Origin of the sequence: Brucepastera parasyntrophica (assembly GCF_022376835.1) — a bacterium.
Lineage (GTDB): Bacteria > Spirochaetota > Spirochaetia > Treponematales > Treponemataceae > Brucepastera > Brucepastera parasyntrophica.
In genome coordinates this window covers 998,669-1,018,012 of the sequence record NZ_CP084606.1, presented here as the reverse complement: position 1 = coordinate 1,018,012, position 19,344 = coordinate 998,669, and the positions used below count along the sequence as shown (strand labels likewise).

Here is a 19,344-nt window from a genome sequence, read left to right as displayed (position 1 = left end):
TACCTCATGCAAATCAAATAATACGCAAGCCCTTCACGAACCACAAAACAGGTGTTCCAGGAGCATTTTTTTGAAGATAGATACGGGCGGAATGAACAGTTTCCATTGTATCCGCTGATTTAATGATAACGTTTCAGCCGTTATGAATCAAGAGGAAGAGGAAAAAAAACACTGTTCAGCCGCTAAAGGCTTAATATGGCGTATAAAATATCATATTCCCAGGATACCGGAGCGGATGAAACGGTCTGTTTCAGCGCTTCCTTAATTATTCCGGCTTTCTTTTCTCCGAGTTCTGAATGCAGGGTATTTCCATAGGGCGATTCCGGGCTGAACCAGCGTTCAATATCATCCGGGAGAATTCGCCGGGATTCCGAAATATGGGAAAGGTTTATTGAAGGGAAATACCCCTTGTTCCGCAAGGTCCCGGCAAGTGTGTTTTCATCCCAAGCAAAGAGAGGGTTTGATGTATCCGTATATACTTTTTCTTCCGCTGACGCGATCTCTCCGAACAGCGCGTTCTTCTCATCCAGCAGCCGTGAAATCCGCATGCCACGGACCGGTATGCGGGCTGAAAAAACAATCCTGCCCTGCAGAGCGCAAAGAGGTTTGACTGTGTCTATGAATTCAAGAATATTTTTCTCATCAGCCGCCGGTTCCCGCGCAAGTATTTTGTCAAATACAAAATACTGGTTTTTCATTTCCGGAAGGGTCAGAAGAAGCGGGCGGTCAAGTTCTTCAAGTGTGGCTGCGTATTGTTCAAGAATTTGTTTTGAACGGGCCGTATGGCAGATTCCCGCGGTTAAACCTTCCGGAGCAAGCCTCCCTGCTTCCCATATTAGCAGTCCGTCGTCAGCTCCGTATATGAGTACCCTGTCATGACGGGAAATTTCCGCGAGCGAGGTTATTTCATTGCGTACTGCAAGGAGCGTATCCGATTTTCCTGAGTCCAGTCTTTTTACCCATCTGTCCCGCTGGGCCGCTCCCGGACTGAATGTCAGTATTTCGCCTTTCGGACCGGGTGTTTTTCTTTTTCCGGAAAGGGATTCATCCTGCCCTGAAAATTCATATTCTTCAAGGATTGCAGCTATCTGCAGTTCCCTGTGCGTAAGAACTTCTTCCCTGATTTTTCCTTCATAACCCTGGGATGAGGGAGTATAAAAGACTTTTCCGACCAGCGGGTCAGGCAAATACTGCTGCGCTGTCCAGTGGTCACGGTACGCATGCGGATACATATATCCCTGCCCGTGACCGAATCCTTCGGCATCCCTGTGCGAGTCCCTCAGGTGGTTCGGGACTTCGGTGTCTTCTTTTTCAACAGAGGCAAGCGCGTCAAAAAAAGCCATGGCACTGTTTGATTTTGGCGCTGTCGCCAGATACAGCGCTGCATGGGTTAAAAAGAACCTTCCTTCGGGCAGCCCGACCCGGTCAAACGCGTTGGCGCAGCTTTCTATCACAGTGATCGCATGCGGATCCGCAAGTCCGGTATCTTCACAGGCGGATATCAGCATCCGCCTGAATATAAAGGTCGGGCTTTCTCCGGCCGCGACCATTCTGGCAAGCCAGTACAGGGCCGCATCAGGATCCCTGCCTCTCAGGGATTTTATAAAAGCGCTTATTACATCATAGTGATAGTCGCCGTCCCTGTCATAGAGTACAACTTTCTGTTGTATGCTTTCTTCCGCTGTTTGCGTGGAAATATAAATCCTGCTGTTTTCCGGAGGGGGCCATCTTGGAACGGAAGTTTCTATTGCAAGTTCAAGCGCATTAAGAACGCTCCGGGCATCGCCGCCGGCGGTTTCTACCAGGTGATCGAGGGCATTTTCTTCAAATTCTATTTTCCATTTTCCATAGCCCCGTTCAGGGTCCTGTACCGCGCTGCGGGCTACATTCAGCAGATCTTCCTGTGTCAGCTGTTTCAGCTGGAATATTCTGCTCCGGCTGACGAGGGCCTTGTTTACTTCAAAAAAGGGGTTTTCGGTAGTTGCGCCGACAAGAATAATGGTGCCGTTTTCAACCCAGGGCAGTAATGCGTCCTGCTGGGCGCGGTTCCACCGGTGGACTTCGTCAACAAAGAGAATTGTTTTTCTGTTATACAAATGCCTCTGCTTGTCCGCTTCGGCGATGGCGTCCCTGATCTGCTGGACGCCGGCAAGGACTGCATTCAGGGTTACAAAATTGCTTTCAGTGTGGTTTGCTATAACCTGGGCAAGTGTGGTTTTACCGGTCCCGGGAGGTCCGTAAAAAATAAGTGACGACAGTCTGTCCGCCTGGATTGCCCGGCGGAGAAGCCGCCCCTGTCCTACGATGTGCTCCTGACCTATATATTCATCAAGATTGCGCGGACGCATTCTGGCGGCGAGAGGTTCATTTTTTGTTTCTCGTGTTCCGGAAAACAGCTCCACCCGTCTGTCCTGTTTTAGTGTGTTCTGCTATTCACGGTTCCATTCTGTCTGAGTATCCGAATAATATGCCCATAATCCGTTGTATTTCCGGTGTGAAATTCCCGCGTAGACAATATAGTTATTGCCCGCAGGAACCGGTGAGGTGACCGCATAAATACGGTTTACCATATAATTTCCCACACTGCTGTCATACTGGGCTTCCGAACCTGTCTTTACAGAAGAGTTGGAATTTGCGCCCGGGGCATTTCTCGATACACAGGCCCCGGTGGTATCATCGAGATGGACTTCCCAGTATCCTCTGGTCAGGGCAATTAAAAGTATGTTTTTTGTTCCCGCTTTCAGAATGGAAAGTCCGCCGCCGGCACTGTAATCCGCATTGAAATTATATGGGCTGTCCCAGGTGTCTGTCACTATATTATAATGATAGGCGTTTCCTGAAGTTACGGCATATAAATGATTCCCGCCCTCATCAAGGGCAATACCCCGGATTCCTGACGTCGGGCCGCCCACAATCACATTTCCGGTTATATCATAAATACCATTCGAGGTCGCGAAATAATCTCCCGCGCTACCTTTCCAGATCGGCGCATTTGTAATGACTTCCGTACTGTCAAATGTCAGCGCGCCAGCGCCGGTTGTTTTATATACGGAAGTCTTTCTTGAGGTCTGATTGTAAGTAGCGGCAAAAATGACAGTACCGCCGCTGCCCAGTGCGACATCTATTCCTGAAGAAATCGACGGCAGCCCGGTTACCATGTCCCAGGTTCCCGCCGAATATTTCTGGACAGAATGGAACGACCAGTCCTCATTCTGGAATAACCCGTAAAGGCCGGCTCCGTCGACCGCAAGTCCCGCGCACCGGGTCACGCCCGAGGGCATTTTGACTTTTTTCCATGAGCCCGCGCCGGCATTTCTGCGGTACAGATATCCGTCCGCCGCATATAAATCGCCGTTATACTCAACTAACGCATAAATATTTCCGGTTATGGAAGGATCTTTCAGTTCTACTTCATTTTCAATTGTTGCGAATATGGGGTCGTTGGTACAGCCGGAAAAACAAATTACTGCTGAAAATATGAGAACAGAAATTGAAAACAACATTCTATATAATCTGTATGGTTTAAGCTTCATTAATTAACTCCCGGTTAAATCAGAAATGGAAACGGACTGACGCAAGCACATCCAGAAGATGGGCTGTCCTGTTATACCTGTTCTCTTTGTATAATTGCGGGAGGATATTCCACGCGCTTGAAATGCCGAATGACCAGTCGGGGTTATATTGAAAATAAACCCCGACTTCAGGTTTAAAGGCCATTCCGAAATAGGTTACGCTGTTATAGCTCTGGAAAGCCATCCCAAGGGCGACTGAAATCGGTATGTGAAAACGGCCGGCCACAAAAACATATGACGCCTTGAATAAAACAGGAAGGTAAAAAAGGATATTCTGCCCCAATGTTGAATTAAAGGCAAAATTGATTTCCCCGCCCAGCGCTATGCGCGAGGTAACAAACCGTGAATACCCGATGCTTCCGGTACCGCCGATTTTCAAATTCGTTGTTGTGTTAATCCCGTCCGATGACTGGAAAAAAAGGGGGAAATCAGCCCCGAGGCCGACACGCATAAACTGATCGCCGACGCGTATCGGTTCATATTCATAGACTGACTCCGGAAGCGGGGTCTGTTCCGTTTCCGGCCCGGTTTGGGCTGCTAACGCTGTAATGGTGGACAGCAGAAAAAACAATAAGAAAATCGAACGTTTCATTGGAATACTATACCTCATTTTATCCTGTATTGTCTATCAATACGGTATGTGTAACAACAAAGAATTATATTTGAAGGTTACGGGTTGCGTGACAAGAAATTTTCAAAAATACCGGCCAGTCCGGGAGTTCCGCAGGTTTTCATCTGTCTGTTTGGCCGCTTTTTACAAAAGGCCGCTGTTTTGGACAGCCCTTACCTGACAAACCTGAAAAAATTGTGTATAACCATAGTATAATCAAACCGGCTGCAGAATTCCGTTCCCGTCCGCCGGGCAGAGTTACGGTATCTCACTGTATATAAAAGAGGATGATATGAGTGCTTTTGTTATAGATGGTTTTTCAATTGCGGCTTCTGTCCGCTCCCGGATCACTTCCGAAGTGTCCCTGCTTAAGGAAAAGACCGGCGTCCATGCCTGTCTGGCTGTTATTCTGGTAGGCGAAAATCCTGCTTCAGTGTCTTATGTTACCGGCAAGGAAAAGGCTCTGGCTGAAACAGGCATGATTGACCGGAGTTACCGGCTGCCTGAGTCAACAACGGAAGATGAATTGCTTGGTTTGATTAAGACGCTTAACAGCGACGATAGCGTCCATGGAATCCTGGTCCAGCTTCCCCTTCCCGGACATATTGATGAATCCCGGGTAATTATGTCGATAGTACCTGAAAAAGATGTAGACGGATTTCATCCGGTTAATGTGGGAAATATGGTAATAGAACGCCCTGGTTTTTTACCCTGCACGCCGAGGGGAGTGCTGGTTTTGCTCAGAGAAGCAGGCATTGAAACAAAAGGCGCACATGCAGTGGTTGTCGGGCGTTCCAATATTGTAGGAAAACCCCTGTCGATCCTGCTTGCCCGCAGAGAATATAATGCGACCGTTACTGTTTGCCACACCGGGACGCGCAATCTTCCTGAAATGACCAGGCAGGCCGATATTCTGATAGCTGCCGCCGGCAGCCCCGCCATGATTACAGCCGGTATGGTAAAACCGGGAGCCGCGGTAATTGATGTGGGGGTTAACCGTGTTGAAGATCCTGCCGCAAAAAAAGGCTTCCGGCTGTGCGGTGATGTTGATTTTGGACCTGTCAGTGAAATAGCTTCATATATAACGCCTGTTCCGCGCGGGGTAGGGCCAATGACAATCGCAATGCTTATGGAAAACACGCTTCAGGCGGCAAAAAACACTGCGGAAAAATGAAGTACCCTGCCGCAAGACAGCGGGGGAGTTTCTGTTTTCCCGTGGAATTGTTCTCGGGTTTAATACCATGGAACCTATAAAAAACACCGCAAACCGGCGGGGTATTAAACCCTCGGCACGAATAAACAAGGAGTATTTTTTTGGTTGATATCCAGAATGAACCGGACAGCCGTGATGTTCCGCTGGAAAAAGTGGGAATAAAGGGACTTAAATATCCCGTACATGTGCTTGACCGGGACAGAAAAATCCAGAATACCACTGCGTCTGTCAATTTATATGTTAATCTGCCCAGACATTTTAAGGGTACCCATATGAGCCGATTTATTGAAGTTTTCCACAGTCACCGTGAAAAACTTTCAATGCCCCATTTTCTTGATATGCTTGAAGAAATACGGCTTTCACTTGATGCTGCCCGCGCTTTCGGAGAAATGACCTTTCCTTTTTTTATAGAAAAAAAGGCTCCTGTTTCGGGCCAGAGTGCCATGATGAGTTATGAATGTTCCTTTGAAGGCACTGTTTCAGGATGTGGCGGCCAGGGCGTTTTGTCTCCGGTTGCCGAACGGAGTACCTTTTATGTATCAGTGGCGGCCCCGGTTCAAACGGTTTGCCCCTGTTCAAAGGCAATTAGTGACTACGGCGCGCATAACCAGCGGGGCATGGTCAGGGTAAAACTTGAACTGGGTCCGTTTTTCTGGATTGAGGATATGGTCGCACTTATAGAGAGCTGCGCTTCAAGTGCTGTATACACCCTTTTGAAGCGCGAAGATGAAAAATATGTAACTGAAACAGCCTATGATAACCCGAAATTTGTGGAAGACATGGTCCGGGATGTTCTGCTTGCTATTCCCCAGCTGGGAGCTTTCCCCTGGTACAGTGTCGAAGCCGAAAATTTTGAAAGTATCCACAATCACAGCGCTTTTGCCTACGCCGAATACCCGCCGGGAATCCAAAAAGGAGATATCTGTTGACCTACTTCTTTGAAACGTACGGGTGCCAGATGAATCACGCCGAATCAGCCTCGGTCGAGCAAACCCTTATTTCAAGAGGCTGGACCCGGGCCGGAGCAGCAGAAGACGCCGATCTGGTAATTATTAATACCTGTTCGGTACGGATAACAGCGGAAACCAGGGTTTTTGGCCGTCTTGCGCATTTTACTGCCCTGAAAAAAAAGAGGGCATTTACCCTGCTTGTAATGGGCTGTATGGCGGAGCGCCTGCATGAAGAATTACAACAGCGATTTCCGAAAGTTGACTTTGTAGTCGGAATGTTTGAACGGCAGATTTTTATTGATATATTCCAGGCCCTTGAGGAAAAAAGGCCCTATATCAGCATTGATGAAAAGCCTGTAAATGAATATTTCTTCGCTCCCTCATCATACGAATCAGGCGCGTTTCAAACTTTTGTTCCTATTATGAACGGATGCAATAATTTCTGTTCATATTGTATTGTTCCCTATGTCAGAGGGCGCGAAGTTTCCCGCGCCGTCGATGAAATTCTTGCCGAACTTGATGTTCTCGCGGACAAAGGAGTACGCGAAATAACCCTGCTGGGGCAGAATGTTAATTCCTACCGTTTTTATGATCCTGAAACAGAAAAAACAGTGAATTTCCCCGCTCTGTTAACGGCAATTGTCCGGCATATAGAAAAAAAAGGCTCCATCCGCTGGGTTCGTTTTATGTCCAGCCATCCCAAGGACCTTTCCGATGAACTGATCGAGGTAATCGCCCGGGAAGAATTGGTGTGCAGCTTTATACATTTGCCGGTACAGCATGGTTCAAACCGGATTTTGCAGGCGATGAACCGCCGCTACACACGTGAATCATACCTCTCTCTGATCGGACGCATCCGGGAAAAAATACCCGGCGTTACATTTTCCACGGATATTCTTGTCGGCTTTCCCGGAGAAACCGAAGAAGATGTGGAACAGACCATCGATCTGATAAAAACAATCCGTTTTGATGCCGCCTATATGTATTATTATAATCCCAGAGAAGGAACAAAAGCCTGCTCCTTCCCTGATCAGGTCCCGGAATCCGTGAGAAAGGAACGGCTTGCCCGGATTATAAAATTGCAAAACAGTCTCTCCGCGGATTTAATGCGGAAACGGGTCGGTAAAACGGTTCCGGTACTGGTCGAATCAACGTCCAGAAACAACCCGGAAGAATTATTCGGACATACCGAGCTTGGCGAAATGGTTGTTTTTGAGGGAAAAAACAATACCGGATTAATCGGAAATTTTGTTGAAGCTGAACTCATATGCTTGCGCGGGAGAACATTTCGTGCGAGAATAAAAGAAGCCGGAACCGATATCCTCAGCCGGTAAGGGGAGATACATATGCCGTATAAATTAATTTTATTTGTAATAATACTTGTCTTTGCCGCTTTTTTTATCGGTTATAATCTTGAGAACAGCTGCAGTGTTTCCGTTGTTTTTCATACCTTCAAGGATGTTCCCGTTTATCTGAGCGTCCTCCTTGCTTTTATTGCGGGAACGCTCTGTTCCATTCCTTTTTTTATAGGATTCCGGAAAAACAATCATTCTGATACCGTACGCAGGGACCAGAAACCGTCAGGTACTTCACCTCTGCCTCCGGGGAAAAAGCCCGCGGAACAGAATCCCGGTACTCCGGGACCAAAAGAAGTAAAATGAACCGGTTAAAGAATAAAGGATTTTTCTTCGGCATTTGTTTTTTTTTATCTTTTGTCCCGCTCTTTCCGGAGCAGTATTCCGTTGCTGTAGCGCGGATCCTTACTTCAGCCTTTGAATCCGGTTCTCCTGAAACCATTATTCCTTCACTGCTGGCTGCCGCAAATGAAATTACAACTCCGGCTGAAAAAAAACAGCTTTTGGCGGCGCTCGCGGGGTACGAGGAAAGAATAGGCTTTCTCGGGGAAGCCTCACAGCATTTTGCCCAGGCGGCTTTTGCCGATCCTGAAGGCCGGGATGATTCCCTGATTCTCGACGCGGCCCGCTGCGCTCTTGCCTGTAATGATATATCACAGGCAGAAGGCTTTGTCCGGGCTGTGCTTTTGACCTGTTTTGATGAAAAAATACTGACGCGGGCTCGTGTGTACAGCGCCTGGATACAGCTCGCATCCGCCGCTGACCGCGATTCGGCAATAAGCCTTATCAAAGCGTACACCCAGCAGCCTGCATATTCCGACTACGCTCCCGGTTTGCTGTTTACACTCTGGTGGTCGGACAATGATAAAAAAGCGAAGGATGATCTGATACGCCTGTATCCGGAAAGTCCGGAAGCCGCAATAATAAACGGAAACATGGAACTTGCCCCTGTTTCTTTCTGGTACCTGATGGAACGGAAACAGGAAAGCCCATTTCCGCAGACAGCAATTCAGATAGCAGAAGTCCCGGGAAAGGTCACTGATATCCAGACTGTTCCCGAACAGCCGGCTTCCGCCGGACCTGAGGCTGAAAAGAGTGATATGTGGCAGCAGGTCGGTTTTTTCAGGAGCAGGGAAAACTCGGAAGACCTTGTGCGGAAACTCCAGAGCCTCGGCTTTAAACCCTTTATCAGAACCACTACGCGCCCAAGCGGTACGGTATACTATCAGGTGCTTGTTCCTGAAGACGCATCCCATTCAACCGGAGCCCGTCTTAAAAATGCCGGGTTTGAATGTTTTCTTGTATTTGAATAGGCCAAGCAGTAAGCTTTCCTGAAAAGGTCCTATATTTTCCGCAAAAAAGTCAGGGCAGGACTCCCTTCAAACAGAATAGTATTCATTGAAATGCTTACCTCTGAAAGGGTAAGGGTCTGTATTGTTTCACCTTTTTCCATTTTCGATCCTGCATCTACAAGATAAAATGTCGATTTTCCATTGGCGGAATCCGGTTTGAACTGAAACACCGGCCTTCCCTGAACACTCAGCAGCGCGCACCGGCCTGTTTCAGACCCCGTCGTTCTGTTCAGGGTATATGCATTATTGGAGAGAATGATTGTCTGACCGGCTGCCGATATCCATTCCTCCTGCGACACGTCAATAATTTGTCTGACCTGCGAAAGAAGCCGTGTGCTTTCATTAACCGGCATAGCCGCCGTATTCTGCATTTTCCGGTATGTTCCGTCCCAGTTTGACCCGACCCCGATTTTCAGCTGAACATCTTCATGAACTTTCATACGGATTTCATCTGTACCCGCCAGCTCGATATCCATCAGCCGCCGGATACTGGCTATGGTCTCATTATGGGTAACCATATAGACCCCGTTTCTTCTGGGAGATATGGAATCCCGTGCAAAGATCTCTTCGGTTTCGCCGGTGTAAAAAACGAGTTCGTTTTTTGCGTTATCAAAAAACAGATAGCGGGAATCCGGTGCTGCAGAGGTTATATACCACAATCCGTCAAGGAAATCTTCAAATGCATTGATATTACCGTTTCTGAGCTGGATCAAAAGCACACTTTCAATTTTTTTACCTTTGATTTCCCTTTCCGAAGCCAGTTCGTATCTCCCTGATATCCTGTTCCATCGGTATGTGCGTTCAATCTGATCAAGGGATTGGGGCGCGGCGGGATCGGAATTAAGGCTGATAATAGGAAAACTATCACCCGAAGTCAGCCCAAGATTATAGGCGGAAGAGCGGCTGTTTTCCTGAATGGTTATTGATCCGTCCGACTGTATTTCAGCCACTGACTGCAAAAAAGTCTTTCCTTCCCGGATTTCAGGCCGGAAAACAGAGAGGACCTGTATGATATCATCAGTCAAACCCGAACAGACTATTGCATAATTCCGGTCTCCGATAACATCCATGGAATAAAAAATAAAGGTCCTTGTCTGTGTGATTGCCGTAGGGACGCTTTCCAGCCGGGTATATACACCTGTTATTGGGTTCTGTATGCCGGGAACCAGGTATATTTCAGGCCGGGTACTTTTTTTTACCGCGCAAATCTGGTCGGGCGTTTCATCCTTGTTTAAATCAACGGTAAGCGCCTGAACAAAAATTTCATCGGGCTCAAGTACAATGAGCGGCTTTACCTGAAGCTCATCATAGGTAAGAATTTCCTGCAAATTGCTTGTTTCTTCTCCGGAAGCAGCGTCTGCATCCGGAATAATAGTCCTTGCCGCCTGTTTTTCGGTGTCCGGACCGGAATTGTTATTCCGTGTGACCAGAACCAGCACAAAAACACCGGCCAGCAGGACCGCGGCAAGTATAATACCTATCAGTTTTTTCATTATATCCCTGTACCAGCTGTTTTTTTCTTCTTTTTCTCATCATCATCTCTCCCCCGTGTAAGACCGGGCAGGATAAATATGAAAAAGCAGATAATCACTATTATGACAACAACAATAATAATAACAGGTATCAGCCACGCAGGTCTTTCTCCTGCCGTTTTAACCTGTTTTTCTGTTTTCTGGCGTGTCTGGGGTGTTTTTTCTTCTATTGAATGGGCAACGGAGTCTCCCGGAAGCATCGGTCCCGCAATTCCGGTTCCGTCTTCGAGTTCAAGATCGGACGCCCCGGGATATGATGAGGCGTGTTCCGCTCCCTGCAATTTTAAAATATCCGAAAAGAGGTCCCGGGTAGTTTTTACGACCTTTTCCTGTATATCCATATCGAGTGTTATTTCATACCAGTTATCATGCTTCACAGACCGCGCCTGTGCGAGATAAGGGCTTTTAAATGGATCAATGACACCGGCATACCGCGATGTCCAGGGGCTTCCTGCCGCAAATCGGTCAAAAGAAGCATTATTTTATACCGGTCATTTTCTCCCCGCTGTTTTAAAGCATCCTTGAGCGTATCCAGCGCAAGGCCGATATCGGTAAAACGTCCGTCAGGCTCAATGGAATTGAAAACCTGTATAATTTTTGCCCGATCCGCCTCTCCTGCAATCGTCAGGGTAAGCAGATGGTCCGGTTTCCCGTAAAAACTGTAAAGGGTAATCCAGTCGCCTTCTATCAGCATTTGGCCGAGCAGCTGTTCCTGCACCCATGTATGCATAGTTTCAAACTTTCCGGGTTCTTCCATTGAAAGGGATTTGTCTATCATAAGGAACATATCAACAGGAATCGTTCTCTCACCCGCAAATACCGGAAAAATTATGGAAAAAAGAGGTATGAGAAGAAGCGCTAATCCATTTTTTTCATCATTACATACTCCTGGCATCAGTTTATCATAGTTTATACCATTATACAGAAAAATGCATCTCACAAAAAAAAAAAATGCTTTACATAAATTTTTCTATGGATATAATAATAGTATATGATTTGTATCTGAATTTCATTGAGATATAATATAGAAGGAAGGAGATGACATTATGGGAAGCATAGATCTGCCCCGGAGTCCGAATGTTTTTCACCCGGAAAAACCCAGTGCCGTAGGGTCCCGAAATTCGCTCGCGCAGGATTATCGTGATCAGCAGAAAGAAGTAAACCAAATAATTGAAGAAGAAACAAACAAGGTTCTTCATCACCTGAATACAAAACTGCCCAAGGAAGTCCTTGAAAGACTTGACGTAATGGGCGGTGTCAAGGAAAAACTCTATAACTATTTTAACCAGAATTACCAGAATATGTTTAACCGCTATATGGTAACCGCTGAAGATGAAATGGTGAAAAAAGTCCGCGGCTTTATTGACCGCGAAGAAATGAAGGTTTTAAACCGCTATACGCCGAAGGAAATTGCCACGCTTCTTGATGAAGTCGGCGGCGCGGACAAGTTTAATACCGGTGAAATTGAAAAATCCATGGTTAACATGTACGGACACCTGCAGGGACATATCCAGCGCGGTGTTAACGACCTGGAAACCCTTACAAACTCCCTGCTCCGGCAGAAGACCGACGTCGGCGCCTTTGTCCGCGGTGAAAACGCATATTCAATTGTAAAATGCGCTTTTAAGGACAATATTTACAAGCCAAAGACCGTTACCGATGTAAAACTGTCGGTTAACATTCTTGATTCCGAACTGATAAGCCCTATTTTCCAGTACCAGGCTACGGTTCAGTATCTTATAAAAGACCTTATCGCGAAACATTATATGGATGAAATTGATAAGGAAATTGAAAAACTGAAAGATGACCGCATCGATCAGGGTGTCGAGGAAATGTCAGACGGCGAAATCATCTTTGCCAAGATGAACAAGGTACGGGACCATGCGAGCGATGACATGGATAATCCGAAGAGCCTCCGCTATGCGGTCATTGCCAAAGATCTGATGGAACGTATCGATAATCTCCGCGCTGAAATTGATCCTGAAACATTTGACCAGCTCAATATCCGTGAAAACCTGAAAAAAATCGTTGATACGGAAAATATCCGGAACCGCGGATTCAATACCGCTATAAATTCCCTTACTTCAATCCTTGATACCTCAAAAATGGGATATCAGTATATTGAGAACCTCAAAAACGCCCGCGAACTGATTCTGCGCGAATATGACGATACGGATGCCGCCCATCTGCCGGATGAACGCTATCAGATCCGTCTGCGCTATTTTGACAACGCCCAGCTGAATGAAGAACGCAAGGCCTATGAAGTCATGATCCGTTCCTTTGAAACGGAAGTGGAACATTTATGGGACGTTCTCGGCATACGTTATGAAGACTCGAAGTTCCTCAAACGCGTTACCGATTTCAACGATCTTGCAAGGCTGTACAAGAAAAAATCAAGAAAAACAAGGACCAGTCGGGCGATCCCGTTTATGAAGGCATAGCCAAGGTATGGGATGAAATTTCCTTCGTAAAGGCGGGTGAAACCGAAGTCGAAAAAATGAACCGCACGTTTGTATATGAAAAAGACAAACTCCGGAAAAGACTTATTATCATGCGCGACAAACTGAAAGGTATGTATGACTACCAGTACCCGATTGAACGCCGCGTAATGGAAGAACGCCTTGATTTCCTTGAAACTGAATTTAACAAATTTGATTATCTTATCAATCCTTACCATCTGCAGCCGGGACTTCTGCTTGATATTGATATTACTTCAATCAAGCGCAAAAAAGCCACTCTCGATGGAATGGCAAACGTTCTGAATGAATTCCTGCATGGAGTCTCAAAAGGCTTCCAGGATGCGGCATTTGCCTCATTCAGCCGCCGCCGTTCAACCGTACGTGCCGACATTGCCCAGACCTTCGGTGCTGATGAAGATCCTGCAGCCGGCGAACCTTCCGCACGCGCTTCATATCTTGATATGATTAACGACAGTCCGTCGGAAGTTCCTGCCATTGAAGCTGCCGCGGCTGACGCTCCGGCAGCGGCCCCCGCTGCTTCCAGGCGCAAACCTGCGAAAACAGCAAAGGCCGGTGTTGTGGATTCTGACAGGAGCCGCAGAGGCAGACCAGCGGCAAAGAAGAGTTCCAGAAAGGGCCTTAAGGAAATCTAAGGTATAGCCGGGAACAAAAGGCGCCCCCGTAAACGAGCTGAAACGTTTCGGGGGCTTTTTTATCAAAACCATTAACGGGAAGCGATTTCAAAACCGGGAAAGTTTTGAAATCGTAACCTCAGATGTAACAAAAGAAAAATCTGTTTCTATCAGGTATAAAGAAATGGATTTTTCTTTGAAAAACTTCTTTCAAAGCTAACCGAGTTTTGAAAGAAGCTCGGGATTTAGCGTATAAATCAGGAGGAAAGTGATGATAGCATCATCAAATTTTTATGCTCGTCTGGCCATGAGGGAAACATTCAATGCTTCTGTCAGGCACATAAACCGGACACTGGATCTTCTGGATGCCAGCAATCCGAAAATGAACCTTGCCGACAATATTAACAGTTTTCTGGACAGCAAGGAACTTGAAGCGGAAGAAATACCTGCGGTAGTAAATATGCTGCTCGTTGAAAAATGGAAATATACGGCTGTCTCACGGAATTTATCCGCGCTGACAATGTATCCGGAACAGATTGCAACTGAAACTGCAAAATGGAAGGCTATTGACCTTATTATCGGGTATCATCATCCCGATCTTGGATTTATTGTTATCAATCCCAAGAACCCCGAAAGTGCGGCGATAATTTCAGGATTCAGAAAGAATGAACTGGTCGTGGTGTATGCCGGTACTCAGGATGAGTCCGCCGGGACAAAAACAACCAAAGCGGCTGCGGCAGCCCTCATGAATCTGCTTGAAAACAAGGCCGCAAAGCCTTCTCCTGATTTTCTTTCAGGCCCCTATATGTATGTGGTTCCGAAAAAGCCCGCAGCAAAAAAAGCTGCGCCGGCGAAACGCCGTGTTTCCGCAAAGGGCGGCGCCGCGCAGGAACCCATGGTCCCTGTATATACGTCCGCTCCTCCTGCGACGGTATCAAAGGATATGGGATATACGTATCAGCCTGAGGCCCCGTCCGCCGTTACCGCTGCTCCAAAACCGGCGGCACCGTCTCATGCGAAAATGTCTAACCTTGTTTCGGTCGTTGTTACCAACGAACTGTTCCATAATGGAAATGTCGAGGCATGGAAACGTATAATACGAAGCTATAATGCAAAATATCCGAACCTGGAAGTGTTTATTTATTATGACGGAGAGCGCATTGTTGATATCAATACGCTGTTTAAATGGGGTAAGGTAAAACACGGCAGTACGATTCAGTTCAGCGTGGCCGGTGAAAATATCCAGGACCTGGCAAAACTGTCCAGATATTTCAAACAGGGTGCAAGTCCCCAGTTTGAAGCCTTCCTTCACGGATCACCTGATACGGTTATGAATCTTTTCTAGGAGCAGAAAAATGACTTCAATAAATTCAATATACTTTTTTAGTCAGAAAGACACACTCAGCAAGAAAATCGATAAGAATGCGCTGGGAATACGGGGCCGCCGTGCACTTGAGTTTACGGAACTTGGCCTTCCGATTCTCCCCGGATTTATTATTGATTCTTCACTTGCTCCGATCCTTGACCGGATTCCGGTCGGCAAGCTGGTTGAACCTCTTTTAACTAAATGCAGCGCTATTGTCGGAAAGCAGTTCGGTGATCCGAAAAACCCTATGCTGGTAAAGCTGGTTATTTCTCCGAATCTTGCCATAACGAATTACCCGACGCTGCACAATTTTGGTCTGACCAGAACAACAATTACCGGTTTTGAAAATGGGGTAGGGGTTAATTTCGCAGCGCACGAAGTATTCTTCCTTTTAAAAGGTATTCTTGCGATTGAAAAACAGTGCGCGGAAATTGAAAACAGGACTGTTGAACTGGAAGCCCTTTCTTCTGCCCTGAAGGAAGTAAGCGAATCTCTTAATGATTCCAAGCTGGCTCTTTCCGGAAGGGAAATCATGGACCGTTACAGTCCTCTTCTGCCGGCCGGTTTCTTTGATTCCGCAGAGGATCAGCTTGAAATTTCCCTTCGGGAAATCAGCCGCCTGCTCCGCCTTGACGATCAGAATGACGCCGATACTGCAATCCTGGTTCAGCCCATGGTGTATGGTAATTTCGGCAAAGGTTCCGGTTCCGGGTCCTTTTTCAGCAGAAATATTGTTACCGGAGAAAAGAAGCTCCAGGGTAAATTCTTTGAAGAAAAATTTGATGATATAAATGCCCAGGGAAAAGATATTAATCAGATGGATCCTGTCTTCCTCAAAAAACTCCAGCAGATTGCCTGGATGCTCGAGGACAATACCTGTGATATACGGAATATCAGGTTTACCATTGAGAATGGCAAACTCTGGCTTATCGAGCAGAAATCGGTAGAATCAAAGAGTACTATTTCCCTGATCAAACTTCTGCTTGATTTGAATAAGCGGAAAGTTGTTGATGACGCTTACGTTGTAAAGGCAGTGAACCCCGGACTCCTGAATGAGATTCTGCACCCGGTTATTAATACTTCCAGCACCAGGGATCTGAAAAAAACAACAGGCGGTATAGCCGGCGCTCCGGGCGCCGCGGTCGGACGGGTCTATTTTACTGCTGATTCCCTTATTGACGCCCAGCGCGTTGCCCGGCAAAACGGAGAAGATACGCGCTGTATTCTCTTGATGCCTGCAACTTACGCCGGCGATGTTAAGGGTATTGAAGTCGCCACCGGTGTCCTTTCAAATGAGGGTGGATATTCGGCGCACGCTTCGGTTGTCGCACGGCAGTACGGAAAAATTTCTCTGGTTCGTTCCGATATGATTATCCGCGGAAAGAAAGCAATTGTTGACGGACATACCATCAATGAGGGCGACTATATCTCACTGAATGTTCCCTATTATGGGGAATCAACCGTTTATTTTGGCAAAGTTGAGCTTATTGAGCCGGATCCGGAAACATCAGGTCTTTTGGATTTTATCAGACTGTCACGTTCCTTTATCCAGGATTTCCATGTCAGGGCAAATGCGGACAGCCCCCACGATGCCAAACTGTCAATCCAGTTCGGCGCCGAAGGGATCGGGCTGTGCCGGACCGAACACATGTTCTTTGACAGTAAAAGAATTAATGTATTCAGGGATATGATCCTCTCAGAGGATGCCTCTGAACGCACAAATGTGCTTAAAAAACTGCAGAAGATGCAGGCGGATGACTTTTACGGAATATTCAAGGCTATGGACGGCAGGGAAGTTACCATTCGTCTGCTTGACGCCCCTCTCCATGAATTTCTTCCGCATAATGCCGCAGAGCTTTCCGAATTTGTTACCTACCTTTCGGAAAAGAAAAAAACAAAGATCAGCCGCGGCGAAATTCAGGAAAAAATTGATGCCCTTGCTGAGATAAACCCCATGCTCGGACACCGCGGCTGCCGTATTGCGATTTCATATCCTGAAATCTATGAAATGCAGATCCGCGCTATTTTCGAGGCGGCCTACGCGCTTCAGAAAGAAAAAATATCAGTTAAGCCTGAAATAATGGTCCCTATTGTGATGAACTTCCGCGAATTAAAGCAAATAGTATACGGAAAGAAAATTGAAGGACATGAGTACAAGGGCATTGTAGGAATTGCGGAAATGCTTCGCGCTGAAAACGGAGGCAAGTCTGTCGATTACCGTGTCGGTACTATGATTGAACTCCCTGCGGCCGCCCTGAGCGCCGGTGAAATTGCACGTTATGCCCAGTTCTTCTCGTTCGGAACAAATGATCTCACCCAGACGACCCTCGGGCTGTCCCGGGACGATTTCAATTCCTTCATGCCCGATTATACCATGTATGATCTGATAGACGGAAATCCCTTTGCGGTGCTTGAACCGCGCGTAAAGGAACTGATTGAAACTGCGGTAAGAAGAGGCAAAACTGCCCGTCCCGATATTGTCATCGGTCTTTGCGGTGAACATGGGGCCCGCCCGGAAAATATCCGGGCCTGTATGGACATAGGTCTCGATTATGTTTCCTGTTCATCGTATTCCGTTCCCATTGCTCTGCTGGCGATAGCCCAGTTAGAGCTTGAAAAAGCCGAAAGTGAGGGGCGGAAACTGGAACCAAAATCCGTAAAGATTATTCCGGCGCCTGTTGTTGAAAAAGCTCCCGCGAAACCCAGTGCTGTAAAAGCTCCTGTGAAGTCCGCGGCCAACCCGGCAGCAAAAGCCCCTGTAAAGAGCGCTGCCAAGCCCGCGGCTGACAAAAAAGCTGCTCCCGCGAAACCCAGTGCGGCAAAAGCTCCTGTGAAGCCCACGGCCAACCCGGCAGCAAAAGCCCCTGTAAAGAGCGCTGCCAAGCCCGCGGCTGACAAAAAAGCTGCTCCCGCGAAACCCAGTGCGGCAAAAGCTCCTGTGAAGCCCACGGCCAAACCGGCAGCAAAAGCCCCCGTAAAGAGCGCTGCCAAGCCTGTTGCGGACAAGAAAGCCGCTCCCGCGAAACCCGGCGCTGCAAAAGCTCCTGTGAAGCCCATGGCCAAACCGGCGGCAAAAGCCCCCGTAAAGAGCGCTGCCAAGCCTGCGGCTGACAAAAAACTGCTCCCGCGAAACCCAGTGCGGCAAAAGCTCCTGTGAAGCCCGCGGCCAAACCGGCAGCAAAAGCCCCCGTAAAGAGCGCTGCCAAGCCTGCAGCGGACAAAAAAGCCGCTCCCGCGAAAACCAGTGCAGCAAAAGCTCCTGTGAAACCGGCGGCAAAAGCCCCCGTAAAGAGCGTTACTAAGCCTGTTGCGGACAAGAAAGCCGCTCCCGCGAAACCCGGCGCGTCAAAAGCTCCTGTGAAGCCCGCGGCCAAACCGACAGCAAAAGCCCCCGCAAAGAGCGCTGCCAAGCCCGCAGCTGACAAGAAAGCCGCTCCCGCGAAACCCGGCGCGGCAAAAGCTCCTGTGAAACCGGCGGCAAAAGCCCCCGTAAAGAGCGTTACTAAGCCTGTTGCGGACAAGAAAGCCACTCCCGCGAAACCCGGCGCGTCAAAAGCTCCTGTGAAGCCCGCGGCAAAACCGGCGGCAAAGGCCCCGCAAACAAAAAAGAAATAAGAAATAATGAGATTGCCATGAGCAAGGCAGGGATATCCTTCATGTCTTGCTCTGTAAAGCAAAGAAGCTGCCGGAAAGAATCCATCTGATTCCCAGGCAGCTTCTTTGTTTTAAAATACCTGATAAATACCAAATTCAGAAAAATCCAGTTTAAATCATGCACAAACAAGCTCCCGCCTCTGCAGAATTATTGCAGGCTGGGAAGAAATGTGATAAAATAAAACATAATGAAACAATTTCTTTTATTTTTGCTTACGGCGTTCTGCCTTACAGCCGTTGTAATGAGTATTTTCGCAGGCGGATTTCTGCATTTACCGGTATGGATTCTTAATGCCAATCCTCTGATGGTAGTAATTGTATGGGCGGCATGTTTTTCAGCCTGTTCTTTCTTTTTCGGGATTTTCACCGGTGATTATTCATGGGTTGACCGTCTTTGGAGTACTCTGCCTGTTGTTTTTGCCTGGTATTATGCCCTGCGCGGCGGATTCTCTCCCGCGCTTCTCATAGCGGCTTCCCTAATTTCTGTCTGGGGCGTGCGGCTGACATGGAATTTTGCGAAAAAGGGCGGTTATACCGGCACCGAAGATTACCGCTGGAGTATTCTCCGCGGCCGCATTAAAAGTCCTCTGCTCTGGCAGGTATTCAATCTTCTGTTTATTTCATTTTCCAGATAGGACTTTTTATTCTG

14 protein-coding genes and 2 pseudogenes are annotated in these 19,344 nt (G+C 47.4%); 10 read left to right on the top strand and 6 right to left on the bottom strand.

Going from position 1 to position 19,344, the window contains the following annotated elements:
* Positions 1-182: 182 nt before the first annotated feature.
* From K7I13_RS04870 to K7I13_RS04860, 3 genes are all read right to left on the bottom strand, one after another.
* The gene (locus tag K7I13_RS04870) at positions 183-2,348 is read right to left on the bottom strand and encodes an AAA family ATPase (protein ID WP_439647478.1); all 2,166 of its coding nucleotides are present in this window, start codon (positions 2,346-2,348) and stop codon (positions 183-185) included.
* A gap of 81 nt (positions 2,349-2,429) precedes the next feature.
* A complete protein-coding gene (locus K7I13_RS04865) occupies positions 2,430-3,503 on the bottom strand; it encodes a hypothetical protein (RefSeq protein ID WP_255948442.1) in 1,074 nt (357 codons plus the stop codon).
* Between the two features lie 49 nt (positions 3,504-3,552).
* Entirely contained in the window at positions 3,553-4,164 is a 612-nt protein-coding gene (locus K7I13_RS04860; protein ID WP_255948441.1) for a TP0733 family outer membrane beta-barrel protein, read from the bottom strand.
* A gap of 310 nt (positions 4,165-4,474) precedes the next feature.
* On the opposite strand from K7I13_RS04860, the gene K7I13_RS04855 reads away from it, so the two are divergent.
* The 5 genes from K7I13_RS04855 to K7I13_RS04835 all read left to right on the top strand — a co-directional run bounded on the left by K7I13_RS04855 (position 4,475) and on the right by K7I13_RS04835 (position 9,013).
* Positions 4,475-5,356 carry a bifunctional 5,10-methylenetetrahydrofolate dehydrogenase/5,10-methenyltetrahydrofolate cyclohydrolase gene (locus tag K7I13_RS04855; RefSeq protein WP_255948440.1) on the top strand — a complete coding sequence of 294 codons (882 nt, stop codon included), beginning with the start codon at positions 4,475-4,477 and terminating at the stop codon, positions 5,354-5,356.
* Positions 5,357-5,496: 140 nt separating this feature from the next.
* Positions 5,497-6,324: a GTP cyclohydrolase FolE2 gene (folE2, locus tag K7I13_RS04850; protein ID WP_255948439.1), complete on the top strand. Its 828-nt coding sequence runs from the start codon at positions 5,497-5,499 to the stop codon at positions 6,322-6,324.
* Complete coding sequence (gene miaB, locus K7I13_RS04845; protein ID WP_255948438.1) at positions 6,321-7,679, top strand: tRNA (N6-isopentenyl adenosine(37)-C2)-methylthiotransferase MiaB; 1,359 nt, start codon at positions 6,321-6,323, stop codon at positions 7,677-7,679. The genes folE2 and miaB overlap by 4 nt, the downstream gene beginning before the upstream one ends.
* Before the next feature lie 12 nt (positions 7,680-7,691).
* Positions 7,692-8,006, top strand: a complete 315-nt coding sequence (locus K7I13_RS04840) for a hypothetical protein (RefSeq protein WP_255948437.1) — start codon at positions 7,692-7,694, stop codon at positions 8,004-8,006.
* Positions 8,003-9,013, top strand: coding sequence for an SPOR domain-containing protein (locus tag K7I13_RS04835; RefSeq protein WP_255948436.1), 1,011 nt, complete (start codon positions 8,003-8,005; stop codon positions 9,011-9,013). Before K7I13_RS04840 ends, K7I13_RS04835 begins: the two co-directional genes overlap by 4 nt.
* Before the next feature lie 29 nt (positions 9,014-9,042).
* On the opposite strand, the gene K7I13_RS04830 is transcribed toward K7I13_RS04835, so the two are convergent.
* Genes K7I13_RS04830 through K7I13_RS04820 form a run of 3 tightly spaced genes read right to left on the bottom strand, consistent with a single transcriptional unit; the run spans position 9,043 to position 11,479 of the window.
* Positions 9,043-10,545 carry a pallilysin-related adhesin gene (locus K7I13_RS04830; protein ID WP_255948435.1) on the bottom strand — a complete coding sequence of 501 codons (1,503 nt, stop codon included), beginning with the start codon at positions 10,543-10,545 and terminating at the stop codon, positions 9,043-9,045.
* Entirely contained in the window at positions 10,545-10,961 is a 417-nt protein-coding gene (locus K7I13_RS04825; RefSeq protein ID WP_255948434.1) for a hypothetical protein, read from the bottom strand. Before K7I13_RS04825 ends, K7I13_RS04830 begins: the two co-directional genes overlap by 1 nt.
* Positions 10,958-11,479, bottom strand: a complete 522-nt coding sequence (locus K7I13_RS04820; protein ID WP_255948433.1) for a vWA domain-containing protein — start codon at positions 11,477-11,479, stop codon at positions 10,958-10,960. Before K7I13_RS04820 ends, K7I13_RS04825 begins: the two co-directional genes overlap by 4 nt.
* Positions 11,480-11,630: 151 nt before the next feature.
* Between K7I13_RS04820 and cfpA the strand changes: the two are divergent.
* From cfpA to K7I13_RS04795, 5 genes and pseudogenes are all read left to right on the top strand, one after another.
* Positions 11,631-13,696 (top strand): annotated as a pseudogene (gene cfpA / locus K7I13_RS04815) (cytoplasmic filament protein CfpA).
* Between the two features lie 250 nt (positions 13,697-13,946).
* Complete coding sequence (locus tag K7I13_RS04810; protein WP_255948431.1) at positions 13,947-15,020, top strand: hypothetical protein; 1,074 nt, start codon at positions 13,947-13,949, stop codon at positions 15,018-15,020.
* Positions 15,021-15,030: 10 nt separating this feature from the next.
* Positions 15,031-17,682 (top strand): annotated as a pseudogene (locus tag K7I13_RS04805) (putative PEP-binding protein); the annotation flags it as partial.
* Between the two features lie 512 nt (positions 17,683-18,194).
* On the top strand, positions 18,195-18,656 hold the full coding sequence (locus K7I13_RS04800) for a hypothetical protein (protein ID WP_255948427.1): 462 nt from the start codon (positions 18,195-18,197) through the stop codon (positions 18,654-18,656).
* 281 nt (positions 18,657-18,937) lie between these two features.
* Positions 18,938-19,330, top strand: coding sequence for a DUF1295 domain-containing protein (locus K7I13_RS04795; RefSeq protein ID WP_255948426.1), 393 nt, complete (start codon positions 18,938-18,940; stop codon positions 19,328-19,330).
* Positions 19,331-19,344 lie beyond the last annotated feature (14 nt).